At 59.3% G+C, this 14,349-nt stretch carries 16 protein-coding genes; 11 read left to right on the top strand and 5 right to left on the bottom strand.

Annotated features, from left to right (window positions below; all coding sequences use genetic code 11):
• Window positions 1–12 precede the first annotated feature (12 nt).
• Complete coding sequence (locus ACEWMW_RS03290; RefSeq protein WP_409412461.1) at window positions 13–1,152, top strand: GNAT family N-acetyltransferase; 1,140 nt, start codon at window positions 13–15, stop codon at window positions 1,150–1,152.
• Between the two features lie 16 nt (window positions 1,153–1,168).
• On the opposite strand, the gene ACEWMW_RS03285 is transcribed toward ACEWMW_RS03290, so the two are convergent.
• Window positions 1,169–1,498 (bottom strand): SEL1-like repeat protein, encoded by a 330-nt coding sequence (locus ACEWMW_RS03285; RefSeq protein WP_409412460.1) that lies wholly within the window; start codon window positions 1,496–1,498, stop codon window positions 1,169–1,171.
• Window positions 1,499–1,812: 314 nt separating this feature from the next.
• Between ACEWMW_RS03285 and dksA the strand changes: the two genes are divergently transcribed.
• From dksA to ACEWMW_RS03265, 4 genes are all read left to right on the top strand, one after another.
• Entirely contained in the window at window positions 1,813–2,271 is a 459-nt protein-coding gene (gene dksA / locus ACEWMW_RS03280; protein ID WP_409412459.1) for an RNA polymerase-binding protein DksA, read from the top strand.
• A gap of 143 nt (window positions 2,272–2,414) precedes the next feature.
• Window positions 2,415–2,774: a PilZ domain-containing protein gene (locus tag ACEWMW_RS03275; RefSeq protein ID WP_409412458.1), complete on the top strand. Its 360-nt coding sequence runs from the start codon at window positions 2,415–2,417 to the stop codon at window positions 2,772–2,774.
• Window positions 2,775–2,827: 53 nt separating this feature from the next.
• Entirely contained in the window at window positions 2,828–4,291 is a 1,464-nt protein-coding gene (locus ACEWMW_RS03270; RefSeq protein ID WP_409412457.1) for an ABC transporter substrate-binding protein, read from the top strand.
• An 18-nt stretch (window positions 4,292–4,309) separates the two neighbouring features.
• Complete coding sequence (locus tag ACEWMW_RS03265) at window positions 4,310–4,726, top strand: DUF4112 domain-containing protein (protein ID WP_409412456.1); 417 nt, start codon at window positions 4,310–4,312, stop codon at window positions 4,724–4,726.
• 4 nt (window positions 4,727–4,730) lie between these two features.
• Here the strand turns inward: ACEWMW_RS03265 and ACEWMW_RS03260 are convergent, their stop codons facing one another.
• Entirely contained in the window at window positions 4,731–5,339 is a 609-nt protein-coding gene (locus ACEWMW_RS03260; protein WP_409412455.1) for an HNH endonuclease, read from the bottom strand.
• Window positions 5,340–5,439: 100 nt separating this feature from the next.
• On the opposite strand from ACEWMW_RS03260, the gene gluQRS reads away from it, so the two are divergent.
• The 5 genes from gluQRS (at window position 5,440) to ACEWMW_RS03235 (ending at window position 8,561) form a co-directional block, all read left to right on the top strand.
• The gene (gene gluQRS, locus ACEWMW_RS03255; RefSeq protein WP_409412454.1) at window positions 5,440–6,282 is read left to right on the top strand and encodes a tRNA glutamyl-Q(34) synthetase GluQRS; all 843 of its coding nucleotides are present in this window, start codon (window positions 5,440–5,442) and stop codon (window positions 6,280–6,282) included.
• A 9-nt stretch (window positions 6,283–6,291) separates the two neighbouring features.
• A complete protein-coding gene (locus ACEWMW_RS03250; protein ID WP_409412453.1) occupies window positions 6,292–6,522 on the top strand; it encodes a hypothetical protein in 231 nt (76 codons plus the stop codon).
• 18 nt (window positions 6,523–6,540) lie between these two features.
• Window positions 6,541–7,110 (top strand): cob(I)yrinic acid a,c-diamide adenosyltransferase, encoded by a 570-nt coding sequence (locus ACEWMW_RS03245; protein WP_409412452.1) that lies wholly within the window; start codon window positions 6,541–6,543, stop codon window positions 7,108–7,110.
• A 96-nt stretch (window positions 7,111–7,206) separates the two neighbouring features.
• Complete coding sequence (locus tag ACEWMW_RS03240; protein WP_409412451.1) at window positions 7,207–8,076, top strand: 3-hydroxyacyl-CoA dehydrogenase NAD-binding domain-containing protein; 870 nt, start codon at window positions 7,207–7,209, stop codon at window positions 8,074–8,076.
• Between the two features lie 131 nt (window positions 8,077–8,207).
• Window positions 8,208–8,561 (top strand): hypothetical protein, encoded by a 354-nt coding sequence (locus ACEWMW_RS03235; protein WP_409412450.1) that lies wholly within the window; start codon window positions 8,208–8,210, stop codon window positions 8,559–8,561.
• A gap of 9 nt (window positions 8,562–8,570) precedes the next feature.
• Here ACEWMW_RS03235 and ACEWMW_RS03230 read toward each other — a convergent pair whose 3' ends face one another.
• The 3 genes from ACEWMW_RS03230 to mutS are packed head-to-tail and all read right to left on the bottom strand — an operon-like array spanning window position 8,571 to window position 11,970.
• Entirely contained in the window at window positions 8,571–8,966 is a 396-nt protein-coding gene (locus ACEWMW_RS03230) for a YidH family protein (RefSeq protein ID WP_409412449.1), read from the bottom strand.
• A complete protein-coding gene (locus ACEWMW_RS03225) occupies window positions 8,959–9,309 on the bottom strand; it encodes a hypothetical protein (protein WP_409412448.1) in 351 nt (116 codons plus the stop codon). Before ACEWMW_RS03225 ends, ACEWMW_RS03230 begins: the two co-directional genes overlap by 8 nt.
• A 39-nt stretch (window positions 9,310–9,348) precedes the next feature.
• A complete protein-coding gene (gene mutS / locus ACEWMW_RS03220) occupies window positions 9,349–11,970 on the bottom strand; it encodes a DNA mismatch repair protein MutS (protein WP_409412447.1) in 2,622 nt (873 codons plus the stop codon).
• Between the two features lie 106 nt (window positions 11,971–12,076).
• Here mutS and ACEWMW_RS03215 point away from each other — a divergent pair, with 106 nt between their 5' ends.
• Window positions 12,077–14,347 (top strand): NADP-dependent malic enzyme, encoded by a 2,271-nt coding sequence (locus ACEWMW_RS03215; RefSeq protein WP_409412446.1) that lies wholly within the window; start codon window positions 12,077–12,079, stop codon window positions 14,345–14,347.
• Window positions 14,348–14,349 lie beyond the last annotated feature (2 nt).

Here is a 14,349-nt window from a genome sequence, read left to right as displayed (position 1 = left end):
CGGAATGTTCGCATGACACAGGCCGAGCTGGTCGCGCGCGTGTCCAGCGGTGTGAGTGATTTCACCGCTCGACAATGGGATGCGCTCAATCCGGGCGGCAATCCCTTTGTTAGTCACGCTTTCTTGACCGCCTTGGAGGAATCCGGAAGTGTTGGCTCTGGCAGCGGCTGGACTCCGGCACCGATTTCGCTTGAAGATGATGAAGGCAGGCTACTTGCTGCGATGCCCAACTACGCCAAGGTCCACAGCCAGGGCGAGTATGTATTCGATCACAGCTGGGCCGATGCGTGGCACAGGGCCGGAGGCAGCTACTACCCCAAGCTACAAATCGCCCCGCCGTTCACGCCAGCGACAGGCCCGCGACTATTGTTGAGTGACCCTGTTTACGCTGCGCCGCTCCTGCGCGCTGCAGAGCGCGTTGCAGTGCAGAACGGATTTTCTTCCGCCCACGCAACCTTCATTGATCCGTCCCAGCACGCCATGTTTGAAGACAACGACTGGCTCCTCCGCCACGATATCCAATTCCACTGGAAAAACCGCGGCTATGCTAGTTTTGACGGCTTTCTGGACGATCTGTCCTCGCGCAAGCGAAAAGCAATCCGCAAGGAACGGAAGCGAGCACAGGAAGGCGTCGAAATCCGGCAGCTTCGCGGCCTGGATATCAAGCCAGAGCATTGGGATGCGTTCTGGATTTTCTACCAGGATACCGGCGCGCGAAAATGGGGCTCTCCATATCTAACGCGGGAGGCTTTCGACCTTTTGGGCGAGCGGATGGGCGATCAGGTCTTGCTGATCCTGGCATTCTACGATGATCAACCAATCGCGGGCGCGCTGAATTTTGTTGGACCGGAAGCGATCTACGGGCGCTATTGGGGATGCAGCTATGACAAGCGCTTCCTGCATTTCGAGCTATGTTATTATCAGGCTATCGACTTGGCGATCGAGTTCGGCATCTCCAGAGTGGAGGCCGGTGCCCAAGGCGGGCACAAGCTGGCACGTGGCTATGAGCCTGTCGAAACCGTTTCAGCGCACTGGCTGGCTGATTCCGGATTTCGCGAGGCGATTGCCGATTTCCTGCGGCGCGAACGGCAAGGTGTGGCCACCGACAAGCTGTTTCTCGGCGAGCGAACCCCGTTCAAGCAGGGTAGCTAATCCCGCCGCTATTTGATCAGGCAGCCTTGCGCGCGCCTGCAACCAGCCATTCTCTCGCCATGCGCTGGGCTTCGGCGATTTCGCGAGCGGTCATCTCATCCGAAATATCGGCGCGGCACCAGGCCGCTTCTTCATGACCCTTGGCTGCGGCCAGATTGAACCACTTGTGCGCTTCGATCAGATCGCAGGTCACGCCTTGGCTGCCAGTGGAATAGGCCACGCCCAGATTGAAAAGAGATTCAATGCAGCCATGGGCCGCTTCGGTAATGAAGCCGGCGATGGCTAGATCGTCTGCTTCCGTTGTGCCGATGGCCTGCGCCTGGTCGGCAATATTGCTGAGTTCCATCTCCGTGGCCCCCCATGTTGTGATTGGCCCCCCGCCAACCTTGACCCCGGTGTCGCCGCAACATGGTCAACAAATGGTTAACGATGCCGCGAATATTTTCGCGGAAACCTTTGGAACTTCTCATGTGTCATTCGGAAAAGCTTAATGTCTGGCCGCCTATTGGGTGGCGAACAGGCAAGGATCGGATTGCAGCTTGTAGACTCTCGGTCGCCCGCTTATAGGCCCGCCAGATCGAGGCATCATGGTGCCGGCAAAAGCCGGACCGGCAGGACGAACATTGACCTGCAACTCTAGTGTGAGGACCTAAATAGCTGATGGCCACGTTGGCGACTCAAGACATCGATATCCTGAAAGAGGCCAAGCGCTCGCTGGATACGGATTACGTCCCTGGCGATGACGAAGAGTATATGAGCGAGCAGCAGAAGGAATACTTCCGCAAGCTGCTGACCGAATGGAAACGTTCAATCCATGCCTCTGCGGATACGACCCTGCAATCGCTCAAGGATGGTCCGATCCGTGAGCCTGACCTCAATGATCGGGCATCAAGCGAGACCGATTGGAGCATCGAGCTGCGTACTCGTGATCGTCAGCGTAAGCTGATTTCGAAAATCGATTCCGCGCTGCGCCGGCTGGATGCCGATGAGTATGGCTATTGCGAAGTCTCCGGCGAGCCGATTGGCATCAAGCGACTTATCGCGCGGCCAGTTGCCACCATGACGGTCGAGGCGCAGGAAGCGCACGAGCGCCGCGAAAAAATCTCCCGCGACGATTAAGGATTGCCGCGTCCGCCTTTGCTAGCCGCGCGATACCATCCTTAAAGCTTTGGTTACCTTATGCCTGTAGGCGTAAAAACTGCGGCTGATGAATGAATCGGTCACGGCTGCCGATGGCGGCCCAAGCAGGGGGATGTGCAGAAATGTCGGCGCTCGACAACCATGATCCAAGGCGGCACGACCGTTTCCTGATGGCCGAAGTTTCGGTCGCTGGGCACGACGGCGTCCATCAGATCCGGGTGCGCAACCTGTCGGCCGGCGGCATGATGGGCGAGGGTGCAGTCGAAGTCGATCGCGGATCCCAGATCAACATCCGGATGCCAAACCTGGGACAAGTTGCAGGGACTGTTGCGTGGACGCAAGGCTCCCGTTTCGGTGTCGCGTTTGCGCAGGACATTAATCCCACCGATGTTTACGGCGAAGGGCCGAACGATTTCGACGACGGCAATCCGGATACAGCGGGCGTGTCGCTCGATCGCCGCTCGGAAACGCGCCTCCACTGAACAACAATACTATTCGCTGACCGCAAGCCGCCAAGGTGCTAACGGCACCGGGTATGCGATTCTTGGTATTTCTTATTGCGGCCCTTTCGCTTGCGGGCTGCGGCTCACCGTCAGACGACGGTATAATCGACGTAGCCTTCATCGGAGAAACCGACGACCTTTTCGCAGAAGGATTGCGCCTCCCAACGAGTGCCCAGCATGTACGCGCCGCCACTTCCGAAGGCCTTGTTGCTCTGGATGGATCCGGCCGGATCACTCCGGCTATCGCCGAACGCTGGATCGTGACCGATGACGGAGCCAGCTACATTTTTAGATTGCGCGATAGCAATTGGCCCGATGGCACTCCGATCACCGGCGAGAACGTCAGGCAAGCGCTGAGAAACAATTTACGGGCGCTCAGCGGAACCTCGCTTGGGCTGGACCTCGCCAAGGTCTCCGAAATCCGAGCCATGACCGGGAGGGTGGTGGAGATACGTCTCACCAGCGCGATGCCCGATTTCCTCCAGCTGCTCGCCCAGCCCGAACTGGGACTTCAACGCGATGGAGTCGGAACCGGCCCGATGCAGCTTGTGCAAACCGACGATATCGCGTCGCTCGAAGTGATGTCGCCCGAAGCCCGTGGGTTGCCGCGCAAGGAGGACTGGCAGGACGAGTTCAGGGCACTGCGAGTCAAAGCGATGGATGCGCGCGCGGCCAACCAGTCGTTTTCTCGCAACGAAGTGGAGGTGGTCCTCAATGGGAAGCTGTCGACGCTGCCTTATGCTGATATCGGCGCACTGTCCCGCGGGACCGTAAGGCTGGAAGCCGCGCTAGGCCTCTTCGGGCTCACCGTGCAGAGCGACGCAGGATTCCTCTCCGAAGCAGCAAACCGCGAAGCGCTTTCATTGGCGGTGGACCGCGAGGTTCTGATGGAACCTTTCAACATAGGCGGGTGGACTTCGACCACCCGGATCGTTGCACCGGACCTTAATGGTGATTCCGGCCTGGTCGGCGAACGGTGGAGCGATTTGTCGATCGAGCAACGACGGGCCATCGCGCGACAGCGAGTGAATTCTTGGCTTCGCGCGAATGACGAAGGCGAGGTTTCGCTTTCGATTGCCCTTCCTGAGGGACCCGGCTCAGGCCGATTGTTTCGAAGGTTGTCGGCAATGTACCGCGAGGTTGGAATTGGTCTCACGCTGGCGACCGGAAGCGCGCGCGCTGACCTCACATTGAAGGACCGAACAGCGCGTTACGGTGCTGCCCGATGGTTCCTGAACCAGTTCCATTGCACTCTTACCGACGGGTTATGTTCTCCCGAAGCAGACAGGCTTGTAGCGGAAGCGATTCGCGCAACCGATCCAACGCTCTACACGGAGTTGATGGCCGAAGCGGAGCGCCAGCTCACCGCCGCAAATTTCTACATTCCCTTCGGGGCGCCGATCCGGTGGTCGCTGGTTCGTGCCGGCGTCGATGGTTTCAACGAGAACGCCTGGGCCATCCATCCCTTGTTCTCCCTCGCATCTGACACCATCTGAGAGCCAAAGGAGAGCGCAATGGATGACAGCGCAAAACCCCGTCCGATAGGTCTGGAACTACCCACCGGGACAGATCCTGCATCGATCCGCAAGCGCATCGAGAGCATGGAACATATCCTCGAGCGCAGCTTTCGCATTCCCGGCGTGAACTATCCGATAGGGCTCGACTCTATCATCGGTCTTGTGCCGGTTGTCGGAGATGTCATCACCGCCGCGATGGGTGCCTATATTGTTTGGGAAGCGCGCAACTTGGGCATTCCCAAGTGGAAGCTATGGCGCATGGCAGGGAACATCGCGTTCGATTCAGCGATCGGAGCAATCCCCATAGCCGGCGACGCCTTCGACCTCATGTTCCGTTCGAACACGCGCAACTTGCGGATCATCAAGAAGCATCTGGACAAGCATCATCCGGCCACCCGGGTGATCGAGGGCTAATCGCTCACTCTTCCAGTTCGATTTCCCAATAGAGCCAGTCCCGCCATGTTTCGTGCAGGTAATTGGGCGGGAACTGCTTGCCATATTGTTGCAACTGCCAATGCGTCGGCCGGATAGGTTGCGTAGCCAGCTGCATCCCGGCCTGATCGGGCGTGCGACCGCCTTTCTTCATGTTGCAAGGCGCGCAAGCCGAAGCGATGTTCTCCCAAGTCGTCTTGCCGCCCATCCGGCGGGGGATGACGTGATCGAAGGTCAGGTTGTGCGGACTGCCGCAGTATTGGCACGTGAAGCGATCGCGCAGGAAGAGGTTGAACCGAGTGAACGCAGGAAACTCGCTTGGCTTCACATATTGCCGCAGGGCAATAACGCTGGGTATCTTGAGATCGAGCGAAGGCGAATGCACCTCGCGATCGTACGACTCGACCACCGTGACCCGGTCGAGGAAGATGGCCTTGATGGCGGTTTGCCAGGGCCACAGGCTGAGCGGATAGTAGGATAAGGGAGTGTAATCTGCGTTGAGCACCAGCGCCGGGCAGGAAGCAAGCTTCCTGTCGGGATCATCCTGGGCGCTGCGGAAATGCGCGGCCCGTTCGATCAGATCGGCCTTGAACATGTCGTGGCTCCCTCCCTGACGCATGCAATGCAGCATTTGACCAAAAGAGCGTCAACCCTGTTACAGGGTTGGAATCCACAGGCTTTTGGGGCGAGTCGCTTTGGCAACACCTGCAACCGTTACGCGTTTTGCGCCGAGTCCCAACGGACTATTGCATCTCGGGCATGCCTATTCGGCGATAGTCGCGCATGATCGGGCGATGCGCGACGGCGGAACGTTCCTTTTGCGCATCGAGGACATTGATGGTGCACGCAGTCGCCCTGAACTGGCCGATGATTTTCGTCGCGATCTCGAATGGCTGGGACTCGAGTGGGAGGATGTTCCTGCCCAGTCAACCCGCCTGGAGAGCTATGAGAAGGCGGCTGAGACGCTCCTGAATGAGGGGCTGCTCTTTCCGTGCACCTGTACTCGGTCAGAGATCGAAGCGATGGATCCGCGCATCGGGCCCGATGGGTTTGTCTACCCCGGAAGCTGCAAGGGACAATTGCTGGATCCTGCCAAGCCTGCCGCTCTGCGGCTCGACATGGAAAAGGCGCTGGACCGGGCGGGCGAAATCATCTGGGAGGATGAACTGGCGGGCGTGATGATCGCCGATCCGCGAGAATTCGGTGATGTCGTGATGGTGCGCAAGGATGCTCCCGCGAGCTATCACCTGGCGGCCACTCTGGACGACGCTGCCGATGGGGTGACAATCGTGACGCGCGGGGGCGACCTGTTCCATGCGAGCCATATTCACCGCATCCTCCAGCAGCTCTTGGACCTGCCGGTACCGACCTGGCTCCATCATCCGATCCTGCTCGATGAAGGCGGGAAGAAGCTCGCGAAAAGCCGTAACTCACCCTCATTGACGGACCGAAGAGAGGCCGGCGAAGATGGCCAGTTGCTTGCCGAGCAACTCAGGTTGCAAAATTTCCCCGCTGGAATTTCGCTCGAGAAGGCCTAGATAGCTTTCATGACAACTATCCTCATTATCGCCCTCGTCATCCTGATGCTGCTGGTTCTTGTGAGCCTCATTCGCGGGATTGTTGCTTTCATGAAAAGCACAAAGCTGGACCTTGAAACCGGTCAGGCTGAACAGGTCAGCGAAATGCAGCTCAAACAGAACAAGATGATGTTCGCGCGGATCAAGTATCAAGCCTTGGCAATTGTCGTGGTGGCGGTGCTGCTTGCGATCGCCAAATAGGCGCAGCGCCGCGCGGTAATGGTCAAGCTCAACAAGATTTACACACGCACCGGCGACGATGGCACTACGGGTCTCGTCGATGGATCGCGTGCGCGTAAAGATTCGTCGCGGATCGAAGCGATCGGCGCAGTAGACGAGGCGAATAGCGCGCTTGGATTGTTGGCGGTGGCGCTGGATAAGGGCGAGGCGCTCTCGGCGATCAACCGCATTCAGAACGACCTTTTCGACCTTGGTGCGGACATCGCCACACCCGGCGATGATTTCGAACCGTCCGAAATGGTGCTGAGGATCGTAGCCGCGCAGGTCGAATGGCTCGAGAAAGAAATCGATTCGATCAATGAGTACCTGGAGCCGCTCACCAGTTTTATCCTGCCCGGCGGCAGCGAGCAGGCGGCAAGGGCGCATGTCGCGCGCGCTTCTGCCCGCCGCGCGGAGCGTTCGATGGTAGCCTTGGCCGAGCACGATCCGGTCAACCCTCAGGCGCTTGCCTATATCAACCGTCTTTCGGACTATCTCTTCGTCCTGGCGCGCAGCCAGAACGATAGCGGCAACGCCGACATCAAGTGGACTCCCGGCGCCAACAGATAGCCTTTTTTGCCAAGCCGCAAACCGCTAGCCAGCACGCACTTCGCTCGCTAACAGGCCCCCCAAGGGCGAAATGCTGCAATTGCGAAGGGATCATTCATGCGTACAGTCGGTGTAATCGGAGCGGGGCAGATGGGTTCGGGTATTGCCCAGACCATCTCGCAGAACGGTGCCAAGGTGCTGCTCGCCGATATCGACATTGCGCTTGCTGAGAAGGCGAAGGCGGGTATCGAGAAGGGCCTCGTCAAGCTGGTTGGCCGCGGCAAGATCGAAGCTGGCGACGCCGAAGCAGCTCTCGCACGGATCGAACCCGTCGGGGATTACTCATCGATGGTGGATGCGGAACTTATCATTGAAGCCGCGACTGAGCGTGAGGAGATCAAGCAATCAATCTTCGAAGAAGCGGGTAAGGTCTTGGGCCAAGGCGCTATCATGGCTTCCAACACCAGTTCGATCCCGATCACTCGCATGGCGAATTACGCGCCCGATCCAGAGCGCTTCATCGGCCTCCACTTCTTCAATCCGGTTCCGGTCATGGGACTGATTGAGGTCATTCCAGGCCTCGCGACATCGCAGAATACGACCGATCGCATTGTCGCCTTCGCCGAAAGTCTCGGCAAGCAAGTGGTCCTCAGCCAGGACGAGCCAGGATTCGTGGTCAACCGCATCCTCTTGCCAATGATCAATGAGGCGATCTTCGTACTCGGGCAGTCTACCGCCAATATCCAGGATATCGACAAGGGCTGCCGCCTTGGTCTCAATCATCCGATGGGGCCGTTGGAGTTGGCAGATTTCGTGGGTCTCGACACCTGTCTCGACATCATCAAAGTGCTTTACAACACAACCGGCGATTCCAAATATCGCCCGGCACCGCTGCTGATGAAGTACGTTGAAGCGGGATGGCTGGGCCGCAAGACCGGCAAGGGCTTTTACGATTACTCGGGCGACACTCCTGTCCCGACACGGTAATTAACCTTGTTGCCTTCCGGCAGGTAGGCCGAGCCGGCGGTAACGCAGTTGTTCCCTACCTGTTGGTAGGCCATCGGGTTAATCGGAACACCATTCGCCTCTAAACGTTGGTTATGCAAAGGAGAATTTGCATGACCGCGTCAAACGACATTCCCGTAAAAAGCCAGGAGCAGCGTCAATCCGATCTTGCGCCAGAGATGCACAATGATGAGCAGGATGATCACCGCTCGCAGGCACAGGAAGTATCTGAGCAGGCGCGCAATCCTTCCATGTACGCCACCAGCCCGACCGAAAGCGCCAAGTCTCCAACCTCCGGCGACATTATCGCGGACTCCGCGCAAGACACTATCGATCACATGCGCGATATGGAGAGTTCAGGCCGCATTGACATGGATGCTTACGCAGGCGAACCCAATCACGATGATAATGTCGACAAATACGGCAGGGGAACTGCGCCGCGTGAGCTGCCGGATGATGCCTCGTAGATGAAAGGGTCAGGCGGACAATTGTCCGTCATTGAGTACCCAAAGTGCGACGATCAACAAGGCGGCGCCAAAGGAAATCGAATAGGCGATCCAGCGCAGGCGCGGCAACTGCGGGGAATCGACCGCGTGCGATGAAAGTCGTTCGAATGACCGGCAGGCCCGCCGTTCGGCCCCAATTGCGAAGACGATCGCAAGGCTGATGAACATGGTCGCGATGGCCTTCGCAAGCCAGGGGGGGTCGAATTCCCCAAACAACGCACGAAATCCGATACCAATTGCTATTGCGGCAAAAGCGGTGCGCATCCACCCGGCGAACGTACGTTCGAGCGCCAGGATCGTGCGATCCTCCGCCCAATCGGTACGGTCTTCAGCGAGCTCGTTCGAATCCTTGGAACTATCAGCCATCCTCTAGCAGGATAACGTCATCCTCGGTTCGATCAACATCGGGTACCGACGCATCGATCATCGGTACTGGATCGAAGCCCGAAGCATCGTCGATCAGTTCTTCGTCATCCGCATACTCGACTTCGCTTTCGAACCACTCGTCCGATTCGGAAACTTCATCGAGCGCCTCGGCGATATGCTCGTCCTCTTCGGCCATCATGGCATCGAGCTCAGCCTTTTGCCTACTGATGCCGTCGCTTGTTTCGACAACGGTACCAGGGTCATCCTCCACGCCGACAAGACTCACCGCGCCGAGCACGACGAGACCAGCGAATAACAGCGCACCCTTGCTCGATTTGAACATGAAATTCTGCATGACGCAGGGCGATATAGCAGGAAAAGCTTAACTTTCCGTGGAATCTGCGGCGCGCTTGAGTTCATAAAGAATTTCAAGTGCTTCTCTTGGGGAGAGGGCATCGACCTCGATCCCGTTAAGCCGTTCGCGTACCGGATCGACGGTCTCCTCTTCCTCCAAAGCAGCAGCAAAGAGCGGCAATTCGCCAAGGCCTGCCGCCAGTCCGCCAGTCTCGGCGCGCCCCTTCTCCAACCGTCCGAGTACTTGCGTGGCGCGCGCCAACACCGGTTTCGAAACTCCTGCGAGCTTCGCCACCGCCAGACCATAGGAACGGTCCGCTGGACCTTCCGCAAGCTCGTGCAACAAAACCAGGTCGCCCTTCCATTCGCGGGCCCTGACGTGGTGTAGCGAAAGCGCGTCGCACGTTTCCACGAGGCGTGAGAGCTCGTGATAGTGCGTGGCAAATAGACACCGCGACCGGTTGGTCTCGTGCACGGCTTCGACCACGGCCCAGGCCAGCGCCAACCCGTCGTATGTGGACGTTCCCCGCCCCACTTCATCAAGGATCACAAAACTGCGCTCAGTCGCCTGGCTCAGTATGGCAGCGGTTTCGACCATCTCGACCATGAATGTCGAGCGCCCTTGGGCAAGGTTATCCGATGCACCGACGCGGCTGAACAGCCGGTCGGTCAAGCCGATCCGTGCTCTGGACGCGGGCACAAAGCTTCCGGCCTGCGCCATTAAAACGATCAGCGCGTTCTGGCGCAGGAAGGTTGATTTGCCCCCCATGTTCGGGCCGCCGACAAGCCACAGGCGATCATCAGGTTTGAGAAGGCAATCGTTGGCAACGAAGCGTTCGCCGCTCGCGGCCAAAGCGGCTTCGACCACCGGGTGTCGCCCTTCGGTGATCTCAAGTAGTGGGTCCGCAGCAATATCGGGGCGGCACCAGTTCCCCTCATCAGCCCTCTCGGCAAGGCCGGCGGAGACGTCCAGGCGCGCCAAGGCGGCGGCAGTCGCAGCAATCGGCTCGCGCGAAGCTATCGTCTGACTCACCAAATCTTCGAAATGCGCTTCTTCCGCTGCTAGCGCGTGGCCGCCTGCCTCGGCGATCCGGGTTGCTTCTTCATGGAGCTGGATAGAATTGAAGCGCACTGCGCTAGCCATGGTCTGGCGATGGGTGAACCCGCTCTCCGGCGTCATCAGTGCGTCGGCATGCCTGCTCGGCACTTCGATGAAATATCCGAGCACGCCATTATGCTTGATCTTGAGCGCTGCGATCCCGGTGTCCTCACGGTAGCGGGCTTCCATCGCAGCGATCGCGCGGCGCGCATTGCTGGATATTCCGCGCAGCTCGTCGAGCGCCGCATCATAGCCCTCGGCGATATAGCCACCCTGGCCTCGCTCGGTGGGCGGTGAGGTGACCAGCGCCCGCTGGAGATGATCGACCAGCGCGCCGTGTCCGCGCAATGCGGGTAGAAGTCTTTGCAGCAGGTCGGGCAAGTCGCTTTGTCCGGCCATCAATTCCTGCACTTTTCGCGCTTGATCGAGTCCATCGCGCAACTGGCCTAGATCTCGCGGAGAACCCCGTCCGGCGACGATCCGGCCGATTGCTCGCCCGATATCGGGAATGGCCCGCAGTATTCCGCGCAGGTCCGCGCGTAGCAGCGGGTCTCCATGTAGGCGGGCAACGAGAGCGAGACGCTGCTCTATCGGCTGTTGAAGGGCTAGCGGCGCTCCGAGGTCTTCTGCCAACTGGCGCGCGCCTGCACCTGTGACACAGCGATCAACCGCCGCAAGCAGGCTGCCCGAACGATCGCCCTTTTGCGACACATGTATTTCGAGGCTGGAGCGCGTTGCTTCATCCATCGCCAGGTGAGTGCCGGGTTCGCGCACCACCGGAGGCAGAAGGAACGGCAGGTTCCCGCGTCCGGCGTGTTCGAGATAGGCGATCAAACCGCCGGCAGCCGCCAGCATCGCGCGCGAAAAATCGCCCAGACCGTCGAGAGTTGCCAGACCGTGAATGGTCTTGAGCTGTTTCTCGCCCGCATCGCTGGAGAATTCGCTCTGGTCCCGCAGATCGGCTGGTTCGGGGGCATCCTCCCAACCATCGGGCGCGACCAGTTCGCTCGCGGCTATGCGCGCGAGTGCAGCCGGCAGGCTTTCGGGCGCACAGTCTTCGAGCACCATCTGACCGGTCGAGATATCCGCCGTGGCAATTCCGATCGTCCCGCGCACATTGCATATGGCTGCGAGCAAATTGGCTCTTCGCGGCTCGAGCAGAGCTTCTTCGGTCAGAGTTCCGGCCGTCACAAACCGCACGATGTCGCGCTTTACCAACGCCTTCGACACCGGCCGCCCTTCTTCGCGCGCGCGTTCCTTGGCTTCCTCTGGCGTTTCGACTTGTTCGGCAATCGCAACTCGGCATCCCGCCTTGATCAAGCGGGCAAGGTAACCTTCCGCTGCGTGCACAGGCACACCGCACATGGGCACCGGGTCTCCGCCATGTTCGCCGCGGCTGGTGAGCGCGATGTCGAGAATACCCGCGGCTTCCTTCGCATCGTCGAAGAACAGTTCGAAGAAGTCGCCCATCCGGTAGAACAGCAAGGCGCCCGCAGCCTCTTCCTTGAGCGCGAGATACTGCTCCATCATGGGGGTGACTTTGGCGGTCATCGAATCCGGCGTAGCGATACCCAGTCCGATTCGGAATGGGTCGCTTCCCCCCTTTCCCCTATCGCTCGGCCTGCGGCTCGGATATGGGCGAGCCGAAAGCAAAAGGATGCGCCCCTTGGCCGAAGAAGAGCAAACCGGATTTACCACCCTTGAAGCCCTGTTTTACCATGAGACAATCCGTCCGGGTAAGATTGAGATCATCGCTTCCAAGCCAATGGCGACGCAGCGCGATCTCAGCCTGGCTTATTCCCCCGGCGTTGCCGCTCCCGTTGAAGCTATCGCAGAAGACCCGGCCAATGCCGCTCGCTACACGGCGCGTTCGAACCTCGTTGCGGTGATTTCCAACGGGACTGCGATCCTTGGCCTCGGCAATCTCGGCGCACTGGCATCGAAGCCGGTGATGGAGGGTAAGGCAGTCCTTTTCAAGCGCTTCGCCGATGTCGATTCGATCGATATTGAGCTCGCAACGGAAGATCCCGACGCCTTTATCGAAGCCGTCGCGCTGATGGAGCCGACCTTCGGCGGCATCAACCTTGAAGACATCAAGGCACCCGAGTGCTTCATTATCGAGCAGGCGCTGCGAGAGCGGATGAATATCCCGGTGATGCATGACGACCAGCATGGCACTGCGATCATCTCCGCTGCAGGGCTGATCAATGCCTGCCATCTCACCGGGCGTGAGCTGAAGAATTGCAAGATGGTGGTGAATGGCGCCGGCGCCTCAGCACTTGCCTGCACATCGCTCGCCAAATCGCTCGGTATCCCGCACGATAATGTGATCGTCTGCGATCGTTCGGGACCGATCTATCCGGGACGCGAGGGAGTCGATCAGTGGAAGAGCGCGCACGCGGTTGAAACCGAGGCGCGCAGCCTGGAAGAAGCCCTGGACGGAGCCGATATTTTCCTGGGCCTGTCTGCTGCTGGAGCGCTCAAGCCCGAATGGATCGAGAAAATGGCCGAGCAGCCGATCATTTTTGCGATGGCCAACCCGACGCCGGAGATCATGCCTGATGAGGCAAAAGCTGTCCGTCCTGATGCGATCATTGCGACAGGGAGATCCGATTATCCCAACCAGGTCAACAATGTGCTTGGCTTCCCCTTCATTTTCCGCGGCGCGCTGGATGTGCAGGCGACTGCGATCAATGAGGAAATGAAGATCGCCGCTGCGCGCGCAATCGCCGAACTGGCGCGCGAACGCGTGGCCGAAGAGGTCGCTGCCGCCTACGGTGTGAAGCACAAATTCGGGCAGGACTACATCATCCCGGCACCGTTCGATCCGCGGCTGATGGAGGTCGTATCATCGGCCGTGGCGCAGGCCGCGATGGATTCCGGAGTGGCGCTCGCCCCGATTGCGGACATGGACCAGTACCGCCATTCGCTCAAAGCCCGGCTCAATCCGACGACTTCGGTTCTCACGCAGGTATACGAGACAGCCAAGGCCAATCCCAAGCGCGTGGTATTCGCCGAAGCCGAAGAGGACGTGGTGCTGCGCGCGGCGATCCAGTATCGCGACTTCGGCTACGGCGAGCCAATCCTGGTCGGCCGGACAAAGGCCGTGGTGGACAAGCTGCACCAGCTTTCCGTGTCCGATCCCGGAAGCTTCGAAATCCAGAATTCGGCCGATTGCGAATTCGTGCCGCAGATGGTCGACTATCTCTATGAGCGACTGCAGCGCAAAGGTTACACCGAACGCGATGTTCGCCGGATGGTGAATCAAGAGCGCAATGTATTTTCCGCGCTGCTCGTCGCGCTCGGCCATGGTGACGCAATGATCACCGGCCTGACCCGGCCGTTTGCGCAAACGGCGCGCGAGGTGAACCTGGTGCTCGATCCCAAGCCGGGCCAGATTTCCTTCGGCATCCATCTGATGATCGGCAAGAACTACACCGTGTTCCTTGCCGACACGACGATCAACGAACGCCCCAGTGCGGCCGAGCTAGCACATATCGCCAAGGAGACCGCGGCTGTCGCACGTCGTCTCGGACATGAACCGCGCGTAGCCTTCCTGTCCTACTCGACCTTTGGCAATCCATCGGGCAAATGGCTGGAGAATATCCGCGATGCGGTGGCGATACTCGATGCCGAGGCCCCCGGCTTCGAATATGAAGGCGAAATGGCGCCCGATGCTGCGCTCAATCCCAAGGTCATGGCTCAGTATCCCTTCAGCCGCTTGTCCGCACCGGCCAACGTGCTGGTCATGCCGGGTCTGCAATCGGCCAATCTTTCGGCCAAACTGCTGCGCGAACTGGCTGGCAATGCCACGATTGGCCCGATGCTAGTCGGGATGGAGAAACCGGTCCAGATTGCGCCGATGACAGCAATTGCGCCCGACGTTCTGACGCTCGCAGTGCTCGCGGCAGCCGGTGTGGTGGGATAACC

This window comes from Litorerythrobacter xanthomarinus, from assembly GCF_046254955.1.
Lineage (GTDB): Bacteria > Pseudomonadota > Alphaproteobacteria > Sphingomonadales > Sphingomonadaceae > Qipengyuania_C.
Note: the sequence above shows the minus strand (reverse complement) of the source record. Positions and strands in the feature narration are given on the sequence as shown.

Coding starts and splice junctions, on each gene's coding strand:
- ACEWMW_RS03290 (WP_409412461.1), top strand. CDS start 13: ATGACACAGGCCGAGCTGGTCGCGCGCGTGTCCAGCGGTGTGAGTGAT.
- ACEWMW_RS03285 (WP_409412460.1), bottom strand. CDS start 1,498: ATGGAACTCAGCAATATTGCCGACCAGGCGCAGGCCATCGGCACAACG.
- dksA (WP_409412459.1), top strand. CDS start 1,813: ATGGCCACGTTGGCGACTCAAGACATCGATATCCTGAAAGAGGCCAAG.
- ACEWMW_RS03275 (WP_409412458.1), top strand. CDS start 2,415: ATGTCGGCGCTCGACAACCATGATCCAAGGCGGCACGACCGTTTCCTG.
- ACEWMW_RS03270 (WP_409412457.1), top strand. CDS start 2,828: ATGCGATTCTTGGTATTTCTTATTGCGGCCCTTTCGCTTGCGGGCTGC.
- ACEWMW_RS03265 (WP_409412456.1), top strand. CDS start 4,310: ATGGATGACAGCGCAAAACCCCGTCCGATAGGTCTGGAACTACCCACC.
- ACEWMW_RS03260 (WP_409412455.1), bottom strand. CDS start 5,339: ATGTTCAAGGCCGATCTGATCGAACGGGCCGCGCATTTCCGCAGCGCC.
- ACEWMW_RS03250 (WP_409412453.1), top strand. CDS start 6,292: ATGACAACTATCCTCATTATCGCCCTCGTCATCCTGATGCTGCTGGTT.
- ACEWMW_RS03245 (WP_409412452.1), top strand. CDS start 6,541: ATGGTCAAGCTCAACAAGATTTACACACGCACCGGCGACGATGGCACT.
- ACEWMW_RS03240 (WP_409412451.1), top strand. CDS start 7,207: ATGCGTACAGTCGGTGTAATCGGAGCGGGGCAGATGGGTTCGGGTATT.
- ACEWMW_RS03235 (WP_409412450.1), top strand. CDS start 8,208: ATGACCGCGTCAAACGACATTCCCGTAAAAAGCCAGGAGCAGCGTCAA.
- ACEWMW_RS03230 (WP_409412449.1), bottom strand. CDS start 8,966: ATGGCTGATAGTTCCAAGGATTCGAACGAGCTCGCTGAAGACCGTACC.
- ACEWMW_RS03225 (WP_409412448.1), bottom strand. CDS start 9,309: ATGTTCAAATCGAGCAAGGGTGCGCTGTTATTCGCTGGTCTCGTCGTG.
- mutS (WP_409412447.1), bottom strand. CDS start 11,970: ATGACCGCCAAAGTCACCCCCATGATGGAGCAGTATCTCGCGCTCAAG.
- ACEWMW_RS03215 (WP_409412446.1), top strand. CDS start 12,077: ATGCGCCCCTTGGCCGAAGAAGAGCAAACCGGATTTACCACCCTTGAA.